This window comes from Pseudomonas sp. Marseille-QA0892 (assembly GCF_054950135.1).
Genome location: NZ_CM143104.1, coordinates 3,747,857 through 3,774,472 on the forward strand (window position 1 = coordinate 3,747,857; position 26,616 = coordinate 3,774,472).

21 protein-coding genes are annotated in these 26,616 nt (G+C 62.1%); 8 read left to right on the top strand and 13 right to left on the bottom strand.

The window, feature by feature from the left end:
• Positions 1-56: 56 nt before the first annotated feature.
• The 4 genes from ACY8D3_RS17480 to ACY8D3_RS17495 all read right to left on the bottom strand — a co-directional run bounded on the left by ACY8D3_RS17480 (position 57) and on the right by ACY8D3_RS17495 (position 4,472).
• Positions 57-944, bottom strand: a complete 888-nt coding sequence (locus tag ACY8D3_RS17480) for an ABC transporter substrate-binding protein (protein WP_462380082.1) — start codon at positions 942-944, stop codon at positions 57-59.
• The gene (gene fhuB, locus ACY8D3_RS17485) at positions 941-2,887 is read right to left on the bottom strand and encodes a Fe(3+)-hydroxamate ABC transporter permease FhuB (protein ID WP_462380083.1); all 1,947 of its coding nucleotides are present in this window, start codon (positions 2,885-2,887) and stop codon (positions 941-943) included. The genes ACY8D3_RS17480 and fhuB overlap by 4 nt, the downstream gene beginning before the upstream one ends.
• Before the next feature lie 62 nt (positions 2,888-2,949).
• Positions 2,950-3,720: an ABC transporter ATP-binding protein gene (locus ACY8D3_RS17490; RefSeq protein WP_462380084.1), complete on the bottom strand. Its 771-nt coding sequence runs from the start codon at positions 3,718-3,720 to the stop codon at positions 2,950-2,952.
• Positions 3,714-4,472: a siderophore ferric iron reductase gene (locus ACY8D3_RS17495; protein WP_462380085.1), complete on the bottom strand. Its 759-nt coding sequence runs from the start codon at positions 4,470-4,472 to the stop codon at positions 3,714-3,716. Before ACY8D3_RS17495 ends, ACY8D3_RS17490 begins: the two co-directional genes overlap by 7 nt.
• Before the next feature lie 376 nt (positions 4,473-4,848).
• Between ACY8D3_RS17495 and ACY8D3_RS17500 the strand changes: the two genes are divergently transcribed.
• Both ACY8D3_RS17500 and ACY8D3_RS17505 read left to right on the top strand, forming a co-directional pair.
• On the top strand, positions 4,849-6,783 hold the full coding sequence (locus tag ACY8D3_RS17500; RefSeq protein WP_462380086.1) for a DUF294 nucleotidyltransferase-like domain-containing protein: 1,935 nt from the start codon (positions 4,849-4,851) through the stop codon (positions 6,781-6,783).
• Complete coding sequence (locus ACY8D3_RS17505; RefSeq protein WP_462380087.1) at positions 6,780-7,484, top strand: 3'-5' exonuclease; 705 nt, start codon at positions 6,780-6,782, stop codon at positions 7,482-7,484. The genes ACY8D3_RS17500 and ACY8D3_RS17505 overlap by 4 nt, the downstream gene beginning before the upstream one ends.
• Positions 7,485-7,588: 104 nt before the next feature.
• Here ACY8D3_RS17505 and ACY8D3_RS17510 read toward each other — a convergent pair whose 3' ends face one another.
• Positions 7,589-9,856: a TonB-dependent receptor gene (locus ACY8D3_RS17510; protein WP_462380088.1), complete on the bottom strand. Its 2,268-nt coding sequence runs from the start codon at positions 9,854-9,856 to the stop codon at positions 7,589-7,591.
• A gap of 293 nt (positions 9,857-10,149) precedes the next feature.
• The gene (gene rloA2 / locus ACY8D3_RS17515) at positions 10,150-10,611 is read right to left on the bottom strand and encodes a retropepsin-like aspartic peptidase RloA2 (RefSeq protein ID WP_462384423.1); all 462 of its coding nucleotides are present in this window, start codon (positions 10,609-10,611) and stop codon (positions 10,150-10,152) included.
• Between the two features lie 291 nt (positions 10,612-10,902).
• On the opposite strand from rloA2, the gene ACY8D3_RS17520 reads away from it, so the two are divergent.
• The 6 genes from ACY8D3_RS17520 (at position 10,903) to ACY8D3_RS17545 (ending at position 20,747) form a co-directional block, all read left to right on the top strand.
• Positions 10,903-11,817, top strand: a complete 915-nt coding sequence (locus ACY8D3_RS17520; protein ID WP_462380089.1) for an acyltransferase — start codon at positions 10,903-10,905, stop codon at positions 11,815-11,817.
• Positions 11,818-12,189: 372 nt separating this feature from the next.
• Entirely contained in the window at positions 12,190-13,659 is a 1,470-nt protein-coding gene (gene betB, locus ACY8D3_RS17525; RefSeq protein WP_462380090.1) for a betaine-aldehyde dehydrogenase, read from the top strand.
• A gap of 105 nt (positions 13,660-13,764) precedes the next feature.
• Complete coding sequence (gene betA / locus ACY8D3_RS17530; protein WP_462380091.1) at positions 13,765-15,468, top strand: choline dehydrogenase; 1,704 nt, start codon at positions 13,765-13,767, stop codon at positions 15,466-15,468.
• 108 nt (positions 15,469-15,576) lie between these two features.
• Positions 15,577-16,992 (top strand): multidrug transporter subunit MdtD, encoded by a 1,416-nt coding sequence (mdtD, locus tag ACY8D3_RS17535; protein WP_462380092.1) that lies wholly within the window; start codon positions 15,577-15,579, stop codon positions 16,990-16,992.
• Between the two features lie 172 nt (positions 16,993-17,164).
• Complete coding sequence (yccS, locus tag ACY8D3_RS17540; RefSeq protein ID WP_462380093.1) at positions 17,165-19,375, top strand: YccS family putative transporter; 2,211 nt, start codon at positions 17,165-17,167, stop codon at positions 19,373-19,375.
• A 127-nt stretch (positions 19,376-19,502) separates the two neighbouring features.
• On the top strand, positions 19,503-20,747 hold the full coding sequence (locus ACY8D3_RS17545) for a GGDEF domain-containing response regulator (protein ID WP_462380094.1): 1,245 nt from the start codon (positions 19,503-19,505) through the stop codon (positions 20,745-20,747).
• A 30-nt stretch (positions 20,748-20,777) separates the two neighbouring features.
• Here the strand turns inward: ACY8D3_RS17545 and ACY8D3_RS17550 are convergent, their stop codons facing one another.
• The 7 genes from ACY8D3_RS17550 to ACY8D3_RS17580 all read right to left on the bottom strand — a co-directional run bounded on the left by ACY8D3_RS17550 (position 20,778) and on the right by ACY8D3_RS17580 (position 26,582).
• A complete protein-coding gene (locus ACY8D3_RS17550; protein ID WP_462380095.1) occupies positions 20,778-21,137 on the bottom strand; it encodes a hypothetical protein in 360 nt (119 codons plus the stop codon).
• Positions 21,138-21,426: 289 nt separating this feature from the next.
• Positions 21,427-22,491 (bottom strand): class II fructose-bisphosphate aldolase, encoded by a 1,065-nt coding sequence (gene fba / locus ACY8D3_RS17555; RefSeq protein WP_462380096.1) that lies wholly within the window; start codon positions 22,489-22,491, stop codon positions 21,427-21,429.
• Between the two features lie 112 nt (positions 22,492-22,603).
• Positions 22,604-22,930: an MliC family protein gene (locus ACY8D3_RS17560; RefSeq protein WP_462380097.1), complete on the bottom strand. Its 327-nt coding sequence runs from the start codon at positions 22,928-22,930 to the stop codon at positions 22,604-22,606.
• Positions 22,931-22,959: 29 nt separating this feature from the next.
• Positions 22,960-23,145, bottom strand: coding sequence for a hypothetical protein (locus ACY8D3_RS17565; RefSeq protein ID WP_462380098.1), 186 nt, complete (start codon positions 23,143-23,145; stop codon positions 22,960-22,962).
• A gap of 72 nt (positions 23,146-23,217) precedes the next feature.
• The gene (locus tag ACY8D3_RS17570; RefSeq protein WP_462380099.1) at positions 23,218-24,378 is read right to left on the bottom strand and encodes a phosphoglycerate kinase; all 1,161 of its coding nucleotides are present in this window, start codon (positions 24,376-24,378) and stop codon (positions 23,218-23,220) included.
• A gap of 23 nt (positions 24,379-24,401) precedes the next feature.
• Positions 24,402-25,445 carry a glyceraldehyde 3-phosphate dehydrogenase NAD-binding domain-containing protein gene (locus ACY8D3_RS17575; RefSeq protein ID WP_462380100.1) on the bottom strand — a complete coding sequence of 348 codons (1,044 nt, stop codon included), beginning with the start codon at positions 25,443-25,445 and terminating at the stop codon, positions 24,402-24,404.
• A 90-nt stretch (positions 25,446-25,535) separates the two neighbouring features.
• Entirely contained in the window at positions 25,536-26,582 is a 1,047-nt protein-coding gene (locus ACY8D3_RS17580) for an ABC transporter substrate-binding protein (protein ID WP_462380101.1), read from the bottom strand.
• Between the last annotated feature and the right edge of the window lie 34 nt (positions 26,583-26,616).

A 26,616-nucleotide genomic window follows, 5' to 3' on the forward strand; every position in this document is an offset into this window, starting at 1 on the left:
GCGCCTGTCATGCCCCCTACGATCAGCAACGGCGCCCGGCTATCTTCGCAGCGGGCCTAGTGCGCCGCGGCGAGTGCTTCGTCGGCAGGGATCTTCAGCAACGCTTCCGCGATATGCTCGGCCAGGTATTCCACGGAGAATACGCCGCCGTAGGTCCAGGTCGAGGGCATTGCGCCGAAATGCCCTGCCTTCACGAATGGCATCGCCTTCCAGAGCGGCGTATTGAAAATAGCGTCGCCTTGCGCGAAAGGCTCGATGTGCAGGACCACACCCTCCCGGATTGCCCCCAACGTCGTGATCGACGTCTGGGTGATGCCCCACTCGCTCGCAGGCTGGGGATAGGCCGGCTGCAGGTGCAGGAGGTCCATTGCCCGCTGCACCATGGAATTCTTCCCGTTGATGTACACCACCGTCGGTGAAGAGAAGCGGATGACCGTAACCTTCGGTGGGCTGCCCGCGAAATGCTCGAAGAGCTGCTGTCGCAGGTCGAGAATATGCGCCTCCATTTCGTCCAGGCGGGCCTTGGCCAGCGCTTCGCGATCCAGGCGCCTTGCGAGGGCGAGATAGTTATCACGTTGCTGCTCGTAGTTGTCGGCTTCAAGGCTGAAGCTGTCGTAGGCCTGGACGGGCGCGATGCGCTCGAGCGTGGCGCGCATGTCCTCCAACATCGGCGGAATGACGATCAGCGACGGTTCCAAGTCCGCCAGTAGCTCGAGATTCGGCTCGGTGCGCGACCCGGCGTTGACGCTGGACGCCGGCAGTGCGGGCCGCACGACCCAGCCGCGGTAATCGCCGGCATCCGCCACGGCCAAGGGCGTGATATCGAGCTTGAGCAGGTGCTCAGCCGCCTCCCAGCTCAGGGCCACGACCCGCTCCTGCTCGTCCGCTCGCACCTGCGTACAGGCCAAAACGATACCGAAGGCCAGTGCCAGCCAGCGCCTCATGCCAGCCTCCGGCGCAGAAGCAGGAAGACGAAGTAGGTCCCGCAGATCACTGAGGCGACGATCCCAACCGGAATCTGCAGTGGGAAGATCAGCATCCGGCCGAGCCAATCGGCGAGCAGCATGAGCGCTGCACCAAGCCCTGCGGCAAGCAGCAGTTGAGGGACAACACGGCGTGCGCCGAGGATGACCGCCATGTGAGGTGCGAGGAGGCCTAGAAAGGCGACCGGCCCCATCAGGCTCGTGACGATGGCGCACAGCAATGACACCAGTACCAGCAACCCAACGCGGGTGACCGTCACATTCAGGCCGCGGCTACGGGCAATGCCGTCCCCGATGGAGATCAGCGTCAGGGCGCGCGAGAAGAGGATGCTCAGCCCGCCCAGGACGAGGACACCGAACAGCAGGCTCAACGCCTGCCCGGCCGAGGCGCGATAGGTCGAGCCTGCCAACCAGCCAAGCAGGGCGAATGCATCGGCCGTACCTTTTGCCAGCCCGAATTGCAGCGCGGCATTGAGCAAGGCGGCCAGCGAAATCCCGACCAGCGCCATCAGCGCCGGTGAGTAGGCGTGACGGCGCCCCAGGAGCAGCAGGATCGCCAGCACCAGCAGGCTGCCGATGAAGGCGGCGAAGGGCGCCATGAAGCCCAGCAGCGAACCGCCAAACAGCATCAGCGCCACCATGACAGCCAGGGTCGCCCCCGCTGAAAGCCCGAGGATGTCCGGACTCGCCAGCGGATTGCGCAGGAGGCGTTGCAAGACCATGCCGGCGATTGCCAGCCCAGCACCGGCGGCGGCGGCTGTCAGCATTCTGGGCCAGCGCAGCGACCAGACCAGCTCTCCTGGCCAGCCGAAGCGCCAGCCATCCATGCCTCGCGATACGCCAATGCTGATCACGAGCGCAGCCATCGCGAACAGGACGACCCACAAGGCATTTCGCGCCCCAAAGCGCTCGGCCCCTTCGGGCAGCTGCAGGCCTCGGGGGTCCTCGGCCGACAATTGCCGTCGCGACAACCACAGCAGCGCCGGCGCTCCGATCAGGGCGGCGGCAGCGCCGCTGGGTACAAGGTCGAATGCCCAGCGGTTCATCAGCAATGCGATAGCGTCGGTGAGGACCAGCAATAGACCGCCGAGCAATGTGCTGTACACCAGCTCATCGCGCGTGGTACGGGCGCCGAAGAGCTTGGCGAGGTTGGGCGTGAGCAAACCGATAAAGCCGATCAGGCCCACGGCGGTGATCGAAACGGAGGTCAGCCATATCGAGCTCACGAACAGGACCAGCATCACAGGCCACAGGCTCAGCCCCCGCGCCCGCGCGCCGTCGCTACCGAGTTGAAGTAACGTCAGGGCCCGCGGCGCGAGTGCGATCAGGGCCAGCCCGACCAGCAACTTCGGCCAAAGCCAGGTTACCCAGTGCCAGTCGATTTGCGCGAGATCTCCGGCACCCCAGACGAACAGCCCGCGTGTGTACTGGTTGTTCACAAGGGTAACGCCCGAGGCGAGCGCGCCGAGCAACAGATTCATCGCCATGCCGGCCAGCACGATGGGTAGCCCGTTGATGCCGTTGCGCCCCGCGATCAATACCACCAGCCCAACCGCACCGAGAGCGCCTAGCAGCGCTGCCCACTGCCCGTGCGAGGTCGCAATCGATGGCAGCCAGAGCGTTGCGCAAACGAGCCCCAGCCAGGCCCCAGAGCTCGCGCCGATGGTCATGGGCGAGACGAGCCGGTTCTGCGTCATCTGCTGCAGAACACTACCTGACAGCCCCAGCGCCGCGCCGACCAGAAGCGCCATTACAAGCCGCGGCAGTGCCGATAGACCAAACTCCAGCGCTTCGAAACTATCGCCAGCCGCACCGACGATCACGGCCCATTGACGATCGAAGGGCAGGCCGCTGGCCAACTGTAGATGGAGAAACGCAGCCACGGGCAAGAACAGCAGAAGCACTACATATCGCCAGATACTGGTGCTCTGGGTACGCGGTAATGAAGACAACACAGCCGGCTGGGTCACGGCGCTACCACGGCAATCCTGCGCGCGGCGCCCGGCTGGTCGATGAGCTGGATATCGATGTCGTAGAGCGCGGTCAGCAGCTGGCTCGACAACAGCTCATCGGGCGTCCCATCGAAGAACACCCGGCCCTGCTTGAGCGCAATGATGCGATCCGCATAGCGCGCAGTCAGGTTGACGTCATGCAGGATGGCGACGATACCGCGTCCCGCCCCCTCATTCAGCGCGCGCAGTAAGGCCATCAACTCGTATTGATGGGAGAGGTCCAGTGCGGAAGTGGGCTCGTCCAGAAGAATGAGTGGCGATGCCTGGGCCAGCAGCATGGCAATCCAGGCGCGCTGGCGTTCCCCGCCGGACAGGGTGTCGGCCAGGTGATCGGCGAACTGCAGAACGTCGGTCTGCTTCATTGCCGCTTCTACCGCATCGAGATCTTCGGTGCGCCAGCGACCCAGCAGACCGCGCCAGGGAAAGCGTCCGAGCCGAACGAGTTCGCGAACCGTGAGGCCAGCCACATCCGGCAGACGCTGCGGCAGAAATGCCACGCGCTGCGCCAGTTCACGCTGGCTATAACGGGAGAGTGGCTGGTCGTCCAGGCTGATATGCCCGGTCACAGGCTCGGTCTGCCGCGCGATCAGGTTCATCAGCGTGGACTTGCCGGAACCGTTATGGCCGAGGATGACAGTGAACGCGTCCTCCGCGATGTCCAGCCGGTCGATGTCGAGCGTTACCCGCCCATCGTGGCGAACCTGAATGTCCTTCAAACTCAGCATTCGGCGGCCAGCTCCTGCTTCAATCGTGCGAGGCGTTCGGCTTCGCGAATCTTCGGGCAGGTGCTGCACAGCTCGCCATCCCCCCGACGGAAGTGCTGGCAGCACACCTTGCGACCGAGCGCGAGTCGCTCCTGACCATCATCCAGGCGGACGTCGATCAGGCTACTGTCGCCGGTCAATGCCAATGCCTCGAGCCACTGCGCCTCGAGTGCATGGGCGCGCTCGTTGCAGAACCGCTGTTGCCGCTGGATGAGCAACAGGGCTGCCAGTACATAGTCAGCGGCAAGCCGGTTCGCCATCTTGGTCTTGATGCCGACCACGCTCTGGAAGTCATCCAATTGATGAGCCATCTGCTCGCGGAGTTGCTCCGCTGCAAAGGCGATCAATTGCGTCTGCGCGGCATGGCGCGGGCAATGTTCGGGCAGGCAGAAACCGGCCACGAAGCCGTCCTGGATAGACTGCCCCATGCCCGCAAGACACGGCGCCCGTTGGGCAAGATGAACGCCCAGGAGACTGAGGTAGATGGGTTGCCAGATCGTCAGCGTCCAGGTGCGCGCAGACCAGTAATGCGCACCGGCCTCCGGGTGGGCCGCCCGCCAATGCTCGTACAAGGCGGCGATGTGATCCCGGTTGGTCGCGGAACCGACGCGCAGGTCCTCGCGGCTGGCGTCACCCACACGCCCGTTCAGGCCGGGCAGTGTACGCGCGGTAACGTCAAGGACTCGCAATAGGTCGGGGTTGGCCTGGTACATCATGGGCGCATGACAACGGGACAATGATCGGGAGCGGCACATCGCCGGGACGGGCTGAGTTTACTCATCGAAGTGCGATTGCATCAAATTATCATTCGCAGCGAATGTGTCATCCGACGCAAGGCACGTCGCTGGCCGACAACCGCTTATACGTAGGGCGTGTCCGAGGCGTCTCCGAGCGAAGGTCAGGCAAGGCAAAAAAACGGGCGACGTAGAGCAGTTTTATAAGTGCTAAATGAGCATTCCGAGCCGGTTATCAACGACGCATCACCGAGCGCAGGTACTTTTCGTACAGAGCCTTAGGTCATAGGGCTGCCCCGATGGCCCATTTATCAGGCAGACTCCAGAGAGCGCACTACAAAGAAAACAAGACGCCATGACCAAAGCCGACGCGATCAACGAGGCGGGCCGCACCGCCGTGATGCAGAACATCCAGGGCACCATGGAGTTTCTGCGACGCTACCCGCCGTTCAACCAGATGGAGCAGAACCACCTGGCCTATCTGGTCGAGCACTGTCAGCTTCGTTTCTATGCCCGTGGTGATTCGATCATCAAACCGTCGGACGGGCCCGTCAGTCACTTTTACATCGTCAAGCAAGGCCAGGTGGTCGGCGAGCGCCCGCATTCTGCCAGGCGCGGCACTGAAACGACCTTCGAAATCGAGTCCGGGGAGTGCTTTCCTCTCGCGGCCCTACTGGGCGAGCGCGCCACGCGTACTGAACACCTGGCCGGCCAGGACACGTTCTGCTTCTTACTGCCCAAGGATGCATTCGTCCACCTCATGGCACGGTCGACCCCTTTCCGCGATTTCTCGATGCGCGGCGTCAGCAGCCTGCTCGATCTGGTCAACCAGCAGGCGCAGCGCCGCGCCGTCGAAACACTTGGCGCGCAGCAATCCCTCGATATGCCACTTCGCAGCCTCGCCATGCGCCAGCCTGTGTCGTGCCAGCCGGACGTACCGCTGCGCGCTGCGGTGAAGCAGATGCACGAGGCGCAGGTTGGCAGCATCGTCATTGTTGATACGGATCGACAGCCGCGTGGAATCTTCACACTACGTGATCTGCGCGAGGTCATCGCGGACCCGGCGATCGACCTGAACCAGCCTATCGCCGCGCTGATGACGCAGGCGCCGTTTTACCTGTCGCCGGACGCCAGTGCCTTCGATGCCGCCATCGCCATGACGGAGCGGCATATCGCGCATGTCTGCCTGGTAGAGAACGACCGGCTCGTGGGCGTCGTGTCCGAGCGGGACCTGTTTTCCCTGCAGCGGGTGGACCTCGTCCACCTTGCCCGCACCATACGCCATGCCGGGCGGCTCGATACGCTCGTGGCGTTGCGTGCCGATATCCATCAGCTCGTGGACCACATGCTCGCGCAGGGCGCCAGCTCGACCCAGATCACCCATATCATTACGCTGCTCAATGACCACACCCTGTGCCGCGTCATCGAGCTGATGATCGAGGATCACGGCGATCCAGGTGTTCCGTTCACCTGGCTGTGCTTTGGCAGCGAGGGACGGCGTGAACAAACGCTGCACACAGACCAGGACAACGGCATCCTCTTCGAGGCGGCGGACGAGCACGAAGCCGAGCAGATCCGGGCTCGGCTCTTGCCGCTCGCGGAGGGGATCAATCAGGCGCTGGCCCGCTGCGGGTTCAGCCTGTGCAAGGGCAATATCATGGCGCGCAACCCTGCGCTCTGTTTGTCCACGGCTGAGTGGCGTCGCCGCTTTGCTGGGTTCATTCGAGAAGCCACCCCGGAGAACCTGCTGGGCTCGAGCATCTATTTCGACCTGCGTGCGGTCTGGGGCGATGAGACTGGATGCGAGCAGTTGCGCCGGGACCTGCTGGCGCAGGTTGCAGACAACACCCTGTTCCAGCGCATGCTGGCTGCAGATGCGCTCCGGCATCGCCCACCGCTTGGTCGCTTCCGTGACTTCGTCGTCGCGCGAAAAGGGGCCGAGAAGGACACGCTGGATCTCAAAACAGAGGGACTCACGCCTTTCGTCGATGGTGCACGGCTGCTGGCGCTGGCAAATGGTGTCGGCGACGCCGGCACACTGCCGCGTCTTCGCGCACTGGTGAAGAAGGGCGTGATCGACGAACAGGACGGCGCGGCCTATGAGGAAGCCTACCAATTGATCCAGCAGACACGCCTGCAGTTGCACCAGTCGCTCGCGCGGGCCGGCCAGCCCTTCACCAATCGCCTGGACCCGGACACCCTCAATCATCTGGATCGCCGCATCCTGCGCGAATCCTTTCGTCAGGCCCAGCGCCTGCAGACCAGCCTGTCGCTTCGTTACCAGCTATGAAACTGTTCCCCTGGCGCCGCTCAGCCACGATCGAGCTCGATGACGACCAGCACCTACGCCTGGAGGCACTCCAGGCCATCACGCCGCAGGGCGATATCTCCATTTCCAACGGGCGCATGGTCATCGTCGACGTCGAAACCACCGGGCTCAATCTCGCCAAGGACATTGTGCTGTCGATCGGCGCCGTTGCCATCGAAGGCGGCGCCATCGATTTCGGGCAGTGCTTCGAATGCACGCTCAGGCGCGTCGCAACGCCGGGCGCCAGCACGCTGATCCATGGCCTGGGCCCCGAAGCCCTGGCCCAGGGCGACGCACCGGCCGATGCCCTGCTGGCCTTCCTTGAATACCTGGGCGACAGCCCGTTGCTCGCCTTCCATGCCGATTTCGACCGCCAGATGCTTACCCGTGCGCTGAAGGAGGACCTCGGCTACCGCTTCGAGCACCCTTTCCTGGATATCGCCGAGCTGGCGCCTGTGCTGTATCCCGACAGCGTGACGCCCCGCGCCGGGCTCGACGACTGGATCAACCATTTCGGCTTATCAGTGGGTCAACGGCATCACGCGAGCGCGGATGCGCTTGTCAGTGCCGAGCTGACACTCATATTGCTCAAGCGCGCCGAGCGTGAAGGCCAGACGTCCTTTGCAGGTCTGCAATCTGCCTGTGCGGGATGGCGCCGCCGGCGGGCATTGCCCGGGATGTAGGAGGCGGCACGATCCTTTTGCCTTCCAGCAAAACAAAGCGGAGCAGCCTTTCGGCTCGCCCCGCTTCGCTGGCGGCACCTGCGGCGCAGGCCGGAATCAATTGATCAGAAATCGACCGATGCGCTGACCGTCAATGTCCGTGGTTCACCGAGCACGAGGTAGTTGTTATTTGCATAACCGCCCGTGGAGGCCCAGTAGTCCCTGCCGGTAACGTTATTGAGATTTGCCCGCAGCGTTACGTCTCGTTCTTCCACCTTGAGCGTGTAGCGCGCGCCCAGGTCAACCCGAGTCCATGACGGCAATTCGCGGCTATTGTCCAGATCCGTGTACTGGCGACCGGTGTGAACGACGCGGCTTGTAAGTGTCACACCGTTCAAGCCGGGTACATCCCACTCGCCGCCGATGTTCGCCTGAACCCTCGGCACGCCAATGGCATGATTGCCATCGAACTCGCCGCCGTCCGTATTACGAAGGTCGGTATCGAGCAGCGTAACCCCGCCCAGCAAGCGTACGCCCATGGTCGGCTCGCCAAACACGGAAACCTCGACCCCGCGGTTGATCTGGTCGCCGCCCTCGCGGAACACCAGGTCGTTGCCGACCACGCCGAAACGGCGTTCGGTTCTGAATACCGCAACACTAGCACCCATGTTGCCCCGGTCGTACTTGACCCCGACTTCGGTCTGCTTCGCGACGTGAGGCTGCAAGCGTTGGCCCGGGTTCTGTACAGGGCCGACGTTACTGGTGAACGGCGCACTGTCTCCCCGCGCCAATCCCTCGATATAGTTGGCGTAAACCGACACTTCGTCCGTGAGCTTGTAGAGAACCCCTCCTACAGGGGTGGTCTTGTAGCGCTTGAGATCGCCATCAGGACCGGCAACGCCTGTAAACCCGTCATAGTCAGTCGTGTGGATACCCTGCCGTCTCGCGCCAACCGTTATCAGCAGACGGTCTTCCAAAAAGCCGAGCGTGTCCGCGATGGCCAGACTTTGCGTGCGGGTACGCCCGATGACGCGCGGATCCGAGAAGGGGCTGCTGACGGTCGACGGATCGAGCGTCGGCATGGGCACGTCGAAGGCATTGCCTAGCGCGCCCACGAAGGTGCCATAGTTGCCTCCGAACGCATTTCGTTCTTCAGCCCGGAACGTGGCGGCCGACATGACCCATTGATGAGATACAGGGCCCGTCAACGTATAGCCCCGCAACCCGATCTCGCCGGTGGATACTTCCTCCTTACGCCGGTTGTCGAAGCGATACGCCGTTGTTGCGTCGCCGCCGGTATAGGTCGGGTTCGCCAGGCGGTTTTCCTCTTCCCCGTGACGCACGCCGCCTGCAACCCAGCCGGTAACGGACTCCGTGAAATCATATTCACCGCGAAGCGTGCCGAACGTCTGCTTCTCCTTCGAGAATGTCCAGGGCTGGGCGAAGTTGTCCTTCGCATCGGGCGCGCTTGGAAGCGCAATGCCGACCCCCGGCGTCACGCTGGGCCGTGGCGCGTCGACGAAGTGGTATTGATGACCAATATCAGCCGAGACACGAAAGTTGTCTCCCTGATAGTCGAGCCCTAGCGCAAACATATCCAACGTGCGCTTTTCGTCGTCGACCGAGGTATCGCCTTGATGCTTTGCGGCGTTGAGTCGTACGCCGAATCGGTTCTCCTCACCGAAGCGACGCGCGATATCTGCGCCCGCCAGACCCTGCCCTCCGCTTTCAGCCCCAAGCGTTAAACGGGTGAGCGGTTCATCCGGCGCCCGCTTGGGCACCAGATTGATCATGCCACCGATTCCGGAGCCCCCAGGGGCTGCACCGTTCAGGAAGGCGCTGGCACCTCGAAAGACCTCCGCTCGCTCGATGAACTCGCTCGCCACATATTGCCTGGGCAACAGGCCATATAAGCCGTTATAGGAGATATCGTCCGAGAAGAGCCTGAAGCCGCGGACCATGTAGAGCTCCTGCATGTTGCCGAAGCCACGCGAGACCCGTACCGAAGGATCGTTTTGCACGATGTCCGAAACACTGCGCGCTTGCTGATCGCGAATGAGCTGGTTGGTGTACGCCGTCGAGGTAAACGGTGTTTCCATATAGTCCTGATTGCCGAATATTCCGATTCGGCCGCCTCGTGCGACCTGTCCACCTTGGTATTCAGGGGTGAGCCCTTCGGCAGAAGCATCGGCACTTGCGTTGATCGCGGTTTCCCCCAGCTGCAAGACCCCGGCGTGACCACCAGGCGTCTCTGTCGGGCTAGAGTTCTCCGGGGTCAGGTCAATTTCATTGGACTGCGCCCAACCATTCATCGAGGCAAAACTGATGGCTAGATACAGCGGCAGTAAAACAGGGCGTGTTCCCTTCTTGCGCGAAGCGAATGATGTGGGCATCGACGAACCTACCTGAGATGGAAGCGGCGTATGACTCAGCGTCTGTTATAGCGCGCGCAATGGTATCCAATGCAAACAATTCGCAAAAGCACTCTCAATTGCATGTCGTCGGAGATTATTCAGGAGTCGAAGCGTCAGGACTGGCAAGACTCAGTTTGTACTCGGCGCCGGAAGGAGATGGTGTTTCAGTGCGTTGCCGTGAGTCCTGCGATCGCCAGCTGTGCTAGGACAAGAGTCCTCTGGGTGTCGGCTTCACAGACAGATAAAAGGCGCCTGATCGCGCCCTTTCGTTCTCAGCACTCCGGCCGCCCGGCGACGTTTTTCTTCGCTGGGTCGATCGCCAGGCCGAAGGCGCGCAGCGCTTTCGCGCCGACGAGGAGCGGGTAGCTGAAGTGGCTGCGGTCGGTGAGATTGACCTCGACGGTCCGCCGTTCGCCGCCCAGGCACATTTCCATTTCGACGACGGGGCGCTCGCTCATGCCGGGCTCTTCGTCGTCGTCCGTCTCTTCGGCGCGGTTCTTGATCTTGCTCACGCGCGCCAGTGCATGTTCATAAAGGGTGTCGTCGGCGTGTTCGGTCGCCAAACGAAAGCGCACCCATTCTTCCCCGTCTCGCTGGAATCGTTCGATGTCACGCGCAGACAGCGAGACAGTGACCGCCCCCGTATCCATCTTGGCGCGTAGTGTCTTGCCCAATTCGGGAAGGCGGACACTTTCGTAACGGCCGTAGATCTTGGGTTCGGCAGAGGCATCCATGGCGCCAAGCGTAAGGATGGCAGCGAGGGGGAGGAGAAGCGCTTTCACATCGGTTTCCTTAAAACAGGGGCATTCGCAGCATCGGCATGATGGACAGCCCACCCAACCGGGGCAAGTACAGCTGAATGGATCGAGACGCTGCGGTCAACCGAATCCGCAAGAACCGTCCGCTATCACATGCAGCGCGTACCGTTTCGTTCGTACGTAGCGGCCTTACGATGGCACGTGCATCTGTCCGGTTAGAGGGGCAATCGTTATGATCGCTCCATATTTTTTGTCTGGGAGCCACGAATGCGGCCGTTGTTGACCGCTGTCACCATCACCCTGTTGGGCTTGCTCAACACCCTGATCTTCATCGGCCCGATACTGGTGATTGCGCTATTGAAGCTGGTCCTGCCTGGGAAATCCCTGCGCCGGGCCTGCTCTAACGCGGTCATGTGGACTGCCGAGACGTGGGCGGAAATCGACAAGTGGATATTCGCCGCCCTGACGCCGACAAAGTGGGACGTGCGAGGCGTCGATAAGCTGCGCCGTGACATGTCCTACCTCATCATCTGCAACCATCAGAGCTGGGTCGACATTCCTGCATTGCTGCAGACATTCAATGGGCGGACGCCTTATTTCAAGTTCTTCCTGAAGAAGGAATTGATCTGGATTCCGTTCCTTGGGCTGGCCTTCTGGGCGCTCGACTATCCGTTCATGAAGCGCTACAGCAAGGCGAAGCTCGATCGCCATCCGCAGCTCAAGGGCAAGGATCTGGAGATTACCAAGGCGGCGTGTGAGAAGTTCAAGGACATCCCCGTTGCGGTCGTCAATTACCTGGAAGGCACGCGCTTCACGCCGGCCAAGCATGACGAGCAGGGGTCGCCCTACCGCTATCTGCTGAAGCCGAAAGCTGGCGGCGCTGCCTTCGTCATGTCCGCAATCGGCCCGCAGCTCGACGCGATCCTGGATGTGACGATCGTTTACCCCACCGAGCCGGCGCCTGGCTTCTGGACATTGCTCAGTGGCCAGCTGCCTTCGGTGGTCATCGACATCAAAGCTCGCCCACTCGACCCGTCGCTATACGAGGGGGACTATCAGAACGACCCTGGCTTCCGTGAACGCGTGCAGAGCTGGGTGAGCGATGTGTGGGCTGAAAAGGATCAGCGGATCGCTCAGATCAAGCAAGAACTCGCCGAGAACGGCGGCCGCCCGGCCGCCTGAGGCTCCAGCGCCCGCGACGGGCGCCTGGCGATGCCCCGGCTCCACGGGCATCGCTTCCCATCGTTTCCCTCCATTTTTGCCACCCGCCCCCAGGGGTGCCGTGCACGCACGTAGCACGGGTGTCGTTCCGCGTCCCGGCGTCGCCCTCCTTTTACCTACGCCTAACACATCCTGCGATAAACGGCGCCGCCTCGCTCAGAAGCTCTGGAACGGCCGCTTCACCGTAAAGCGCACCTGTAACAGCAAGGACCAAAATCTTTATTGATTGATCGTTCAATATAAATCCCCTAGACTGATTTTCATGATTCGCGGACGGCCTTGCTCGCCCGAAGGCGCGCCGCCGTCGCCGCCCTTTTGCTGAGAGGACCTTGCATGCCCCGCTTCGATACCCAACAGCTCTATATCCACGGCGAATACGTCAATGCCACCAGTGGCACGACCTTCGAGACGATCAACCCTGCCAACGGCGAAGTGCTGGCAGAGGTACAGATTGCCAGCGCCGCGGACCTTGACCGGGCCGTCGAAAGTGCTCGTGAAGGCCAGAAAGTCTGGGCTGCCATGACCGCCATGCAGCGCTCCCGTGTCCTGCGCAAGGCCGTCGATTTGCTGCGTGAACGCAACGACGAACTGGCCGTACTCGAGACCCTCGACACGGGCAAGCCGCTGTCCGAAACGCAGGGCGTCGATGTCGTCACCGGCGCGGATGTACTGGAGTACTACGCGGGCCTGATCCCGGCGATCGAAGGCGAGCAGATTCCGCTGCGCGACACGAGCTTCGTCTATACCCGCCGCGAACCGCTGGGCGTCGTTGCCGGCATCGCCGCGTGGAATTACCCCATTCAGATTGCACTGTGGAAATCGGCACCGGCGCTTGCCGCCGGAAACGCGATGATCCTCAAGGCCAGCGAAACCACACCGCTTTCTGCATTCAAGCTCGCCGAGATCTACACCGAAGCCGGCCTGCCCGCAGGTGTATTCAACGTGGTCAGCGGCCCAGGTTCGGTCGGCCAGCTCATTACCGAGCACCCCGGCATCGAGAAGGTCTCGTTCACCGGTGGCACCGTGACGGGCAAGAAGGTGATGGCGAGCGCCTCGGGATCTTCCCTCAAGGACGTGACCATGGAGCTCGGCGGCAAGTCGCCGCTGATCGTGTTCGACGACGCCAACCTGGACCGTGCCGCTGACATCGCCGTCATGGCCAATTTTTTCAGCTCGGGGCAGGTGTGCACCAACGGTACGCGCGTCTTCGTACCCACGAAGCTGAAAGCCGACTTCGAAGCCCGCGTATTGGAACGCGTGAAGCGCATCCGCCTGGGCGACCCCATGGACGCCCAAACCAACTTCGGCCCGCTGGTTGGCTTTGCCCACATGGAAAAGGTGCTGGGCTACATCCAGAGCGGCCGCAATGAGGGCGCACGTCTTCTAATCGGTGGCGACCGCGTCACCGAGGGTGAGTACGCCAAGGGTGCCTACGTCGCACCGACCGTGTTCACCGACTGCCGTGACGACATGCGCATCGTGCAGGACGAAATCTTCGGTCCGGTAATGAGCATCCTCACGTACGACGATGAGGAAGAAGTGATCCGCCGGGCGAATGCAACTACCTACGGCCTGGCGGCGGGTCTGGTCACCAACGACCTGACCCGCGCGCACCGCGTGATTCACCGTCTCGAAGCCGGCATCTGCTGGATCAACACCTGGGGTGAATCCGCCGCCGAGATGCCGGTGGGTGGTTACAAGCAGTCGGGCGTGGGCCGGGAAAACGGTCTCGCCGCCCTGGCTCACTACACCCGCATCAAGTCCGTCCAGGTCGAGCTGGGCGAATTCGCATCGGTTTTCTGAGGCTAGCCGCCTCTTTGGCCGGACCGTGCCACCCGCACGGTTCGGACGGCATCGACTGTTGCCGGTCGAGGCGTCCAGCGCCTGACAGCCCTCCAGGAGGATGACATGGAATACGATTACATCATCATCGGTGCCGGGTCTGCCGGTAACGTACTGGCGACGCGCCTGACCGAAGACCCGGACGTGAGCGTCCTGCTGCTCGAGGCCGGTGGCCCCGACTACCGCATGGACTTTCGGACCCAGATGCCCGCCGCGCTGGCCTTCCCGCTGCAGGGCCGCCGCTACAACTGGGCTTACGAAACCGATCCTGAGCCGTACATGAACAACCGCCGCATGGAATGCGGCCGGGGCAAGGGGCTCGGTGGTTCATCGCTGATCAATGGCATGTGCTACATCCGCGGCAACGCGATGGACTTCGATAACTGGGCCAAGGCGCCAGGCCTCGAGGATTGGAGCTACCGTGATTGCCTGCCGTATTTCCGCAAGGCAGAGACCCGCGATATCGGCCCGAACGACTATCACGGCGGCGACGGCCCCGTGAGCGTCACGACCCCCAAGGCCGGCAACAATGAGTTGTTCCATGCGATGGTCGAAGCGGGCGTACAAGCCGGCTATCCACGCACGGATGACCTGAATGGCTACCAGCAGGAAGGGTTCGGGCCAATGGACCGTACCGTGACGCCTGAAGGCCGTCGCGCCAGCACGGCTCGTGGCTATCTGGATCAGGCCAAGCAGCGTCCGAACCTCAAGATCATCACCCATGCCACAACGGACCGCATCCTGTTCAGTGGCAAGCGCGCCGTTGGCGTGTCCTTTCTGGAAGGACACAGCAGCAACTCGACCACCGCGAACGCGCGCCGTGAGGTCCTGCTCTGTGCAGGTGCCATTGCGTCGCCACAGATCCTGCAGCGTTCCGGCGTAGGCCCGAGCGACCTGCTTCGCGGCCTCGACGTGCCGGTCGTTCATGATCTGCCCGGCGTGGGTGCCAACCTGCAGGACCACCTGGAGATGTATCTCCAATACGCCTGCACGCAACCTGTATCGCTGTACCCTGCGCTCAAGATGCTCAATCAGCCAGGCATCGGCGCCCAGTGGCTGCTTGCCGGCACCGGCGTCGGCGCCAGCAACCAGTTCGAAGCAGGCGGCTTCATCCGGACCCGTCCCGAATTCGAGTGGCCGAATATCCAATTCCACTTCCTGCCGGTCGCCATCAACTACAACGGCAGCAACGCGGTGAAGGAGCATGGTTTCCAGGCGCACGTCGGCTCGATGCGTTCACCCAGCCGCGGCCGCGTGCATTTGAAGTCACTGGATCCACGCCAGCACCCAAGCATCCTGTTCAATTACATGTCGCATGAGCAGGACTGGCAGGAATTCCGTGATGCAATCCGGATCACCCGCGAAATCATGCACCAGCCGGCGCTCGACCCGTATCGCGGCGGCGAATTGAGCCCAAGCCTCGATTGCAGGACAGACGCTCAGCTTGATGCGTTCGTCCGCGAACATGCCGAAACGGCATTCCATCCCTCCTGCTCCTGCAAGATGGGAACAGACGACATGGCGGTGGTGGACGGCCAAGGCCGCGTCCATGGCATGGACGGCTTGCGTGTGGTCGATGCGTCGATCATGCCGGAGATCATCACCGGCAACCTCAACGCAACAACCATCATGATTGCGGAGAAGATCGCCGACCGCATCCGCGGCAAGGACGCGCTGCCGCGTAGCAACGCGCCTTACTACAAGGCAAACGGCGCACCGGTCCGCGGCACGCCTCTTCGTGGTGAGGATGCCCTTCGCACAGCGTCGTGATGAAAACGGCCGGGCCTTACCTGTGAGGCTCGGCCGTTTGATTTTGGCTGCGACGATTCGTCGCGAAAGGAGTCCAATGGGGGTTCCCGCAGCCATAACGTCCGACTGATGCCTATCGCGCTCGATCCCCGCACCGCCCGCCTCCTTCCCTGGCTAGTCGCGATCGCGTTCTTCATGCAATCGCTGGATGCCACGATTCTCAACACCGCGCTGCCCGCCATGGCCAGCGACCTCAATGAAAACCCCCTGCGCATGCAGGCGGTCATCATCGCGTACATGCTGACCGTGGCCCTGTTGATCCCAGCGTCGGGCTGGATTGCCGACCGCTTCGGTACCCGCAACGTGTTCTTCGGCGCGATCGTTGCGTTCTCGCTGGGTTCGCTGTTCTGCGCGGTCGCCCAGAGCTTCGACATGCTGATCGCGGGACGGATCATCCAGGGGCTGGGTGGCGCACTGATGATGCCGGTCGGCCGTCTGGTGGTGCTGCGCACTTACCCGCGGCACGAGCTGGTGCGAATCATGAGCTTTATCACCATGCCCGGTCTCGTCGGACCGCTGGTTGGGCCTTCGTTGGGCGGGTGGCTGGTCGAGTACGCCTCGTGGCACTGGATTTTCCTGATCAACCTGCCGGTTGGCCTGATTGGCTGCCTGGCCGTGCGGCGCTACCTGCCGGACCTACGTGGTCCTGAATCGTCTCGTTTCGATCGCTTTGGCTTCATTCTTTTCAGTGCCGCCATGGCCATGATCAGCCTGGCACTCGAAGGGCTAGGCCACCAGACGATGTCGCCGGTACGCATGACCATCCTGTTGCTGGCCGGCCTTGGCTGCATGGCCGCTTACTGGCTCCGCGCGGCACGACATGACCACCCGCTGTTCAGCCCAGGCCTGTTCCAGACCCGTACGTTCGCCGTCGGGATCCTCGGTAATCTCTTCGCGCGTCTGGGTAGCGGTGCGCTGCCGTTCATGGTGCCGCTACTCTTGCAGCTCGGCCTTGGCCATTCCCCTGCCAGCGCCGGCATGAGCATGATTCCCCTCGCACTCGCGGCGATGGCCATGAAGCCATTCGCCAAGCCCCTGATCGACCGCTTCGGCTACCGCCGTATCCTCACGGGCAACACGATCCTGTTGGGCATCCTCATCGCCAGCCTGGCGCTGGTCGGGTTTGGTTTGCCGTACGAATGGCTGCTGGTGCAACTGGCATTGCTGGGCGCCGTGAACTCGCTCCAGTTTACCGCCATGAACACGGTGACGCTCATCGATCTGCGCGACACCAACGCCAGCAGCGGCAACAGCCTCTTGGCGGTCGTGGTGCAGATCGCCATGAGCTTTGGCGTTGCGACGGCCGCTGCCCTGCTCGGCGGATTTGGCGAAGATCCGGGCCGCCCGGTGCTCGAAGCGTTCCAGCTGACACTGCTGTGCATCGGTGGGCTAACGGTCTTCGCATCAATCATCTTCCTGCAGCTACATCCGGTCGACGGTGGGCCGACGAGCCGGATAGACGAACGCAATGAGGTCGAGGGTTAGTGGCAGCAGGCATGTCATCTGCCTCGACTAAACTGCCCGGCAACGGTCACACCCGTTCGCAGGCTTCGGCCTCGACAAGATGTGCCCAATGCCCTGGTAAAAGCGTCTTTTGCCCAGACGACGCTATCCGCTTTGGGTATGCTGACCCCGTTGTATCGCAAGACAGGCCCGCATGAGCAAGACAGCAGCATTCGGCAAAACGCTCCGTGACCTGTGGGCACGGGAAAAATTCGCCTATGGCATCAGGGTGTTCCTGGCACTATCGGGCGCCATGGCGCTCGGCTGGCACCTGGACCGTCTCGCACTGGTCATCCCGCTGTTCCTCGGCATCATCGCCAGCGCCCTGGCTGAGACCGACGACAATTGGCGCGGCCGTGTGCAGGCCCTCCTCGTCACCCTCGTCTGCTTCGCCATCGCTGCCTTTTCGGTCCAGCTCCTCTTCCCCTATCCATGGCTGTTCGTCACAGGGCTCGCGATCTCCACCTTCGGCCTGACCATGCTCGGCGCTGTGGGCGAGCGCTACAATACCGTCGCCTACGGCACGCTGATCCTCTCCGTCTACACGATGATCGGGGTCGAGCATCGCGCCGAAACACAGGACAGCATTTGGCGCGAGCCGTTGCTTCTGCTCAGCGGGGCCGCCTGGTACGGGTTGCTTTCGGTCATCTGGTCCGCGCTTTTCGCGCACAAGCCCGTGCAGCATGCCCTCGCTGAACTGTTCCAAGAGCTCGGCACCTATCTGCGGCTGAAATCCGAATTGTTCGAGCCGCTGCGTCAGATGGATATCGAAGGTCGCCGCCTGGCGCTGGCCCAGCAGAACGGCAAGGTTGTAAGGGCGCTGAACAAGACCAAGGAAATTATCCTCAATCGCCTCGGCAATAGCCGCGACGGCACCAAGGTCAAGCGCTACCTTCGGCTCTACTTCATTGCGCAGGACATCCACGAGCGCGCCAGTTCGTCTCACTACAACTATGGGCAACTGACGGAAACCTTCTTCCACAGCGATATCCTGTTCCGGGCCCAGCGGCTGCTCAACCAACAGGGCCGCGCCTGCCAGGCGCTCGGCGTGGCCATCCAGACGCGCCAACCCTTCGAGCATAATCAAAGCGGCCAGGCCCTCGCCGACCTCCAGGCCTCGCTCGCCTTTCTACGAGAGCAGAGCAACCCCGCTTGGCGACGCCTACTGCGCTCGCTCGATGCCCTGGCAATGAACCTGAACACGCTCGACCAGAACCTGGCCAGTGCGCGCAATCCCGATGCGATGATCGATCAGCAAGACTCCAGCCTGCTTGACCGCTCCCCGCAGAACCTCAAGGAAGTGTTCGACCGCATCAAGCTAAACCTGACCCCAACGTCCCTGGTGTTTCGCCACGGCGTACGGCTCACCATTGCGCTCACGGCCGGCTATGGCGTCCTGCACTGGATCCACCCCGTACACGGCTACTGGATCCTCCTGACCACCGTTTTCGTCTGCCGTCCGAACTATGGCGCCACGCGCATCAGGCTAGGCCAGCGCATCATCGGTACCATCATTGGCCTCCTGGTCGGATGGGCGCTCATCACCCTCTTCCCAGACGCGCTACTGCAATGCCTCTTCGCGGTTGCCGCGGGCGTGGTGTTCTTCACCAACCGCGTGGATCGCTACACCCTGGCGACCGCCGCCATCACGCTCATGGTCCTGCTCTGCTTCAACCAGGTGAGCGATGGGTACGGCCTGATCTGGCCGCGCCTCGTCGATACCGTGATTGGTACGCTGATCGCGGGCCTTGCGGTCTTCCTGATCCTTCCGGACTGGCAGGGCCGACGCTTGAACGTGATGCTGGCCAACACCCTGTCGACCAATGCGCGGTACCTCGAAGCGGTGATGGCGCAGTACGATTCGGGCAAGCGCGACGACCTGGCCTATCGCCTGGCGCGACGTAACGCGCACAACGCGGATGCCGCCCTGTCCAACTCGCTTTCGAACATGCTGATGGAGCCTGGACACTTCCGCCGCGATGCGGACGCCGGCTTCCGTTTCCTCGTGCTGTCGCACACGCTGCTGGGCTACCTGTCGGCGCTCGGCGCCCACCGCGATGCACTGCCGGACGACGACGGCAGTGACGAGCTGATCGCGCGCGCCAGCACGTTCATCCTCAAAACACTCGACGAAATCGCAAACGGCCTGCGGAACGAGGCCACCATTGCCGTGCACAGTGACACCGAGGAAACGCTTGCCCTCGAACTCGAGCAGATGGCCGACGAGCTCCCCGAGAACCATCGCCTCGTGCGCACGCAGCTGGCGTTGATCTTGCGCCAGTTGGGGCCACTCCGTACGCTTGGGGTACTCTTGCAGAAAAAACAACCGAGTATCCGCGTTCCCAAGAACCTCCCGGCGCCTTGATCGCCACGTAACGCAAACACCCCTGCAGATTGGCAGGGGCTAGCCGATACACCGGAAGCGGGCCGACCTGCTTCGTATCATCTGCCCCCATATCCCGCCAGCCCACGGGCGCCTACGGAGTCATGCGGTGCGACACATTCTGGTTGTGGAAGACAGCCCTCTCGTCCTGAAGATACTAGGGCACATGTTTCGCCAGGAGCCCGGGCTTGAACCTGTGTTTTGCGCCTCCTACGGCGAAGCCGAGATCCTGTTGGACGCATCAGCGGAGCTGTTCTCCGCCGCTATTGTCGACCTTAACCTACCCGACGCGCCCAACGGCGAAGTCGTCGATTTAGTGCTCCAGCGCAACCTGCCGTGTGTCGTGCTTTCTGGCTCCTATGACGAGCACCGTCGCGATGCGTTGTTGGCGAAAGGCGTGGTGGACTACGTGCTCAAGGAAAGCCAGCACTCGTATGAATATGCCTTCCGCCTGCTGCACCGGCTCGAGAGCAATCGCACTGTTCGCATTCTCGTCGCGGAAGATTCGGAATCGACACGTAACCTGATCCGCCGCGTCCTGGCACCGCAGCGGTTTCAGATCATCGAAGCGCGAGATGGCAACGAAGCGCTGGAGATCCTGAAGGCGCAGCCGGACATCGACCTGCTTCTCGTTGACCACAGCATGCCTGGCATCTCGGGATTCGAGCTGGTCAAGCTGTTGCGCCAAAAGATGCGCCGCAATGACCTGATCATCCTCGGCCTGTCGGCCGATACGCGTGGAACCCTGAGCGCGCAATTCATCAAGCAGGGCGCGGATGATTTCCTACGCAAGCCCTTCTGCTCCGAGGAGCTCAATTGCCGTGTCATCTCTACCCTCGAACGCAGGGACATGATGCGCGCACTACGCCGCGCCGCGCAGTACGACTCGCTGACTGACTTGTATAACCGCCGCGCCTTCTACGAGCACTGCAATCGCCTCCTGCGTGATGCGAAGCGCGAAGGGCAGCGTGTCAGCCTCAGCATGTTGGATATGGATCTGTTCAAGGCCATCAACGACCAGTTCGGCCATGCAAGCGGCGATTCCGCACTGGTCGCGTTTGCGACCGCCCTGCGCCAGGCCTTCCCGAATGAAGTGATCGGGCGGCTAGGCGGCGAGGAATTCGCCATGCTCAGCCTGCAGTCGGGCAAGGATATCGCTGCGGCGCTGGACGGCTTGCGCAGGCACTGTGCGACGCTGCATTACGCAAACGAGGCGCCGCCACTGTCGTTCAGTGCGGGCGTTCAGGAGGACCAGGCGGAGGATTTGGAAGGACTGTTATATCAAGCGGACCGCTACCTGTATCAGGCCAAGCATCAAGGCCGTGGCCAAACGGTCTACGGCGGGTCCGCCTGAAGGCATGCCCCCGGTCGGGGGCATCGAAGCTTACTGCTGATTCTGCGTGCCGGTACCAGTACCTGTGCCAGGCGCTGGTGTAGTCGGCGTGTTCAAGTCGCCGCCTTCGGGTGCAGCGCCGCTGCCGGAGCCGGCCGGCGCATTGGGTGCCGGTGTCGCAGGCTCGGTCGGTGCGGTCGTGCCAGTACCGCCGGTACCCGTGCCGCCCGTACCCGTACCTGGAGCGGCAGGCTGCTGGGTCTCAGGCGCTGACGGTGCAGGGGTTGGCGCAGGCTGGGTGGCCTGATCGGTCGTGGTCGAGTTAGCGGGGGCCTGTGGCTCGTCCGGCCCGCCACAGGCTGCCAGTGAAAGCGCCAGTACGGGCGGAAGCAGTAGGGCGTGAATACGCATATGGGGTCTCCTCGTTTAGCTGGGCCGGCCTTCAGGCCGGAGTGCGGGTTTTCGCCCACTTGTGGTTGACCCGGTCACCTCCGCGAAAGTGCCCCGCGCAGCGAGACGCACATCTTGATTGTGTGTCCGGAGGTGTTCCTCTCATCGCCCGTACCCTACGCTGACCCAAACGCAGCGAACTTGCATCAGCGCACGCCAGGCCGGGCCTCCAACCTTGCGTAGCCTCATTCAAAAGCCGCCGGCCACACATAAAAAAACCCGCCGAAGCGGGTTTTTTGGTTCAACGCGATCAGTTGATCTTCGGATCGAGCTCGCCGCTGGCATAACGCTGGAACATCGCTTCGAGGGAGATCGGCTTGATCTTCGAAGCGTTGCCTGCAGTACCGAATGCCTCGTAGCGTGCAATGCAGACATCACGCATTGCGGTGACCGTCTTGGCCAGGTATTTACGCGGGTCGAACTCGCTGCGGTTCTTCGCCATGAATTCACGGATGGCGCCCGTGGAGGCCAGACGCAGGTCGGTATCGATGTTCACCTTGCGGACACCATACTTGATGCCTTCAACGATCTCTTCGACCGGCACGCCGTAGGTTTCCTTGATGTCGCCACCGTACTCATTGATGATTTTCAGCCATTCCTGCGGCACGCTCGAGGAACCGTGCATGACCAGATGGGTATCCGGGATGCGCTGGTGGATTTCCTTGATGCGCTGGATGGACAGCGTGTCCCCTGTCGGTGGCTTGGTGAACTTGTAGGCACCGTGGCTGGTACCGATGGCAATTGCCAGGGCGTCCACCTTGGTGGCCTTGACGAACTGAGCAGCCTCTTCCGGATCAGTCAGCAGCTGGCTGTGGTCCAGCGTACCTTCCGCACCTACGCCGTCTTCTTCACCGGCCATGCCGGTTTCGAGGCTACCGAGGCAGCCCAGTTCACCTTCTACCGAAACACCGCAGGCGTGCGCGAAGGCGACAGTCTGCTGGGTGACGCGTACGTTGTAGTCATAGTCGGACGGTGTCTTGCCGTCTTCACGCAGCGAGCCGTCCATCATGACCGAGGAGAAGCCAAGCTGGATGGAGCGCTGGCAGATGTCGGGGCTGGTGCCGTGATCCTGGTGCATGACGACCGGGATGTGCGGGAATTCTTCGACCGCGGCGAGAATGAGGTGGCGCAGGAACGGCGCGCCTGCGTATTTGCGGGCACCAGCCGAAGCCTGGACGATCACCGGCGAGTCGGTCTTATCGGCCGCTTCCATGATCGCGCGCATCTGCTCGAGGTTATTAACGTTGAAAGCCGGCACGCCGTAGCCGAATTCGGCGGCGTGGTCGAGCATCTGGCGCATGCTGATGAGTGCCATGGGGTCTCCTCTCCCGAATGGAGTCGTTAAGCGTCAAAGCCTGCCGTGTGGGCAGGCTGTATTCAAGTGTTCTTGTGTTAAACCGTTCGCTCGGCCTGGATGACGCGTCGCCTCATGGCGCTTCGCATCCACGGCCGACCATTGCATCGTTGGCAACCCAGTACACGAATCCCTGGTCACCCTGCGACTGGAAGGCGAGCATGCCGTCGCTATAGAAAACGCCGGAGGCGGCAGGTTCCTGACGCAGGCGATAGATCTCGTCGCGGCCTTCAAGCTTCACCTCGACGATCTCATGGTCGGCATCGGCAAACCGCCAGGCGACATCGCCCTGGCCGTCACATACCCAACGTACCCACTCCCCTTCCTCAGGAAACGTTTCACTCTGCCCGGCACAGCCTGCCAACAGGGCAAACGCTAGCAGGGCAATCGTCGATTTCATGCGTACTCCCAACAAGGACGGGGTATCCGTCAGCAACCCTGCCCACCGGTGGGCCAGGTGCGGTCACCCGTGCTCAACGCTTCGACCCGCTCCGAGTTTTGCGCGGTGGGGGCCATGGGCGGTGGCGGCGAAAACGCCTGGCAGGCCTCGTTCGACCCACCGCCGGCACAGCCAGCGAGCGTCAAGGTAACCAGAACAGCGGCAAATATACGCATGGCACGGTCCTCGATGACAGGTTGGTCCTGCCCGTTGGACCGTGCCGGTTCGCACGGGGTGCCCTAACGGGCTCAGCGGCTGCGGGTTTCCAGGATTTCCACCGCAGGCAATACCTTGCCTTCGACGAATTCCAGGAATGCACCACCGCCCGTGGAGATATAGGAAACGCGATCCGCGACACCATATTTGTCGATCGCCGCCAGTGTGTCGCCGCCACCCGCGATGGAGAAGGCCGGACTGTCCGCGATGGCCAGTGCCAGCGCCTTGGTGCCCTCGCCGAACTGGTCGAACTCGAATACACCGACCGGGCCATTCCACAGAATGGTCTTCGACGACTTCAGCAATTCGGCAAACTGAGCTGCCGTTTGTGGGCCGATATCGAGAATCATGTCGTCTTCGGCTACGTCGCCTACGGCTTTGACGGTCGCTTCGGCATCTTCCGCAAACGCCTTGGCCACGACCACATCAACGGGCAGAGGCACGTTCACCTTGGCGGCAATGGCCTTGGCGGTGTCGACCAGGTCGGCCTCATACAGTGACTTGCCGACGTTGTAGCCGGCCGCAGCCAGGAAGGTGTTGGCGATGCCACCACCGACAATCAGCTGGTCGCACAGCTGGCTCAGGCTATTGAGCACATCGAGCTTAGTAGAGACCTTGGAGCCTGCGACGATCGCAGCAAGTGGGCGCTCGGGCTGGTTAAGCGCCTTGCCCAGCGCGTCCAGCTCGGCTGCCAGCAGCGGGCCGGCGGCTGCGACCTTGGCGAACTTCGCTGCACCGTGGGTCGAACCCTGCGCGCGGTGGGCGGTGCCGAAGGCATCCATTACGAAGACGTCGCACAGCGCGGCGTACTGCTGCGCAAGCTCATCGGTGTTCTTCTTTTCGCCCTTGTTGAAGCGCACGTTCTCCAGCAGGACGACCTGACCAGGCTCGACCTTCACGCCATCGAGATAATCCTTCACCAGCGGTACGTCGCGGCCCAGGGCCTTGGACAGGTAGTCCGCAACGGGCTTGAGGCTGTCTTCTTCGCTGTAGACGCCCTCTTCCGGACGGCCCAGATGCGAGCAGACCAGTACCGCAGCGCCCTTCTCGAGTGCCAGCTTGATCGTAGGCAGCGAGGCGACGATGCGCGCGTCGCTCTTCACTTCGCCATTCTTGACGGGCACGTTGAGGTCCTCTCGGATCAGCACACGCTTCCCGGCGAGGTCGAGGTCGGTCATCTTCAAAATGGTCATGCGATCAGTCCTTTGCAAAGGAATTATTGTGAATCAGCGATGGCGAGGAGATGGTCCGCGACATCGAGCATGCGGTTGGCGAACCCCCATTCGTTGTCGAACCAGGCCAGCAGGTTTACCAGGCGAGGGCCTGATACGCGGGTCTGACTGCCATCGACAATGGCCGAATGCGGGTCATGGTTGAAGTCGCAACTGGCGTGCGGCAGCTCGGTGTAGGCCAGCAATCCCTGCAACGGGCCTTGTTCGGATGCGTCGCGCAGCATCCGGTTGATCGCGTCGGCCGTCACATCGGCCGCCATCTGCAGGGTGATGTCGAGGCAGGACACGTTGACCGTCGGCACACGAATCGCTTTGGCCTGTATTCGACCGCTAAGTTCCGGCAGGAGGCGCTCAATCCCGCGTGCCAGGCCGGTCGATACCGGGATCATCGATTGAAATGCCGAGCGCGTGCGACGCAGGTCAGCGTCGTGGAATGCATCGATCACCGGCTGATCGTTCATCGCCGAGTGAATCGTTGTGATGGACACATATTCCAGACCGATCTTCCGATGGAGCAGATCCAGCAGCGGCACGCTGCAATTCGTGGTGCAGGATGCCGCTGACACCAGGCGCTCGCGGCCTGTCAGCCTGTTATCGTTGATACCTTTCACGACGGTGGCGTCGATGTCCGCTTCGCTCGCCATGGGTTGGGATAACAGGAGCCGCGGCACGCCTGCCGCAAGAAACCGTTCCGCCTCGGCGCGCGTGGAATAGGCGCCGGAACACTCGAGCACCAGATCCACGTCCAGCGCTGCCCAGTCGATTGCCTCAGGCTGGCTTTCGCGCAGGACGGCCAAACGGCGCCCGTTCACTTCCAGCATCGCGCCATCGGCGCGCACCCGTCCCGGAAAACGCCCATGCGTAGAGTCGAATTGTGTCAGATACTCGATGGAGGCCATGTCCGCCAGATCATTGAGCGCAACGACCTCGAAGCCAGGCGGCGCCACCCGCTCATGCCAGGCGCGCAGCACGCAACGCCCGATCCGGCCATAACCGTTGAGCGCAACGCGATAGGGGCGTAAAGCCATAGAGCCGGTTCCCATCGTTCGATAGCAGCCGAATGCCGGCCGCGAGGGCCGGCAATTATGCGACGAAGCGTACGAAAATGGGAGGCGACATCAACGCTCGATAGTGCGATTCCACCGAGCGTTCCACTCAGGGCGAGCCTGGTTGATCTGGTCCCAGTCGATGACGATTGCGCTCTTTTGGTACTCCGCCATTGCCTCAACTTGCCCGCGTGTCTTGTCCGTCGTTGGCGTGTCCGGGTTGGAGGGGATCTGGTCGCCGTATTCCAGCGCCGCGGCCTGCGCCTCAGGAGATAGCAGGTAAGCGGCGAGCTTCTGGGCGAGGGATGGCGCCGTATTGTTGGCAATCACGCACTCGGCCACGTTCAGCACCACTGCGCCCTCTTTTGGCTGTGCATATTCAACGGGGACGCCGCGCATCTTTAACGCAGTGACTTGAGTCGGGGTGAGGGGAAACAGGGCGGCCTCGTTCGTTTGCACCATTTCAGAAATCTTCGCGGAACTGGGAATGTACTCCAGCACGTTCGGGCCAATTTCCTTCGGCCAGGCCTTGAATGCGGGCTCGACGTCCGCTTCGGTCCCCCCCTTGATCCGGTTATAGGCAAGGAATCCGTGAAGACCGAAACTGGAAGACGGCATCGACTGGAATACCAGCTTGTCTTCGTACTTGGGATCAGCCATATCCATCCACGATGTGGGCGGTGCCCAGCCCTCGGCTTCAAACATCTTCGTGTTGTAGGCAAGCCCTGTAACACCAATGCTTACGGCCGCTGCTTGGTCCTTGATCAGCGCCTTTTCGGGAATTCGCGAGAGCGGTTCACTTTTTTCCAGCGGCGCGCAGAGGCCCATGGAAATGGCGCGATACATCACCCCGTCATCGAGGAACATGACGTGCATCTGCGGATTGTCCTTGGCCGCCTGCACCTTCGCGAGGATATCCGCGGACGTGCCCGGCACTATTACGACCTTTACATCATTAGCCTTCTCGAAGGCCGGCAGTACCTGATCGGCATACAGCCGTTCCATGGTCCCGCCATTCATGCCCAGGTACAGCGTGCTTGCCGCGAACGCGGCGCCAGCTTGCGTAAGAACGGCGAGGCCGGCGAGACCGGTCAGTGCGGTGCGTTTAACGTTCCTCATGAAACGATCTTCCCTTGCTGATGGACGAAAGTGC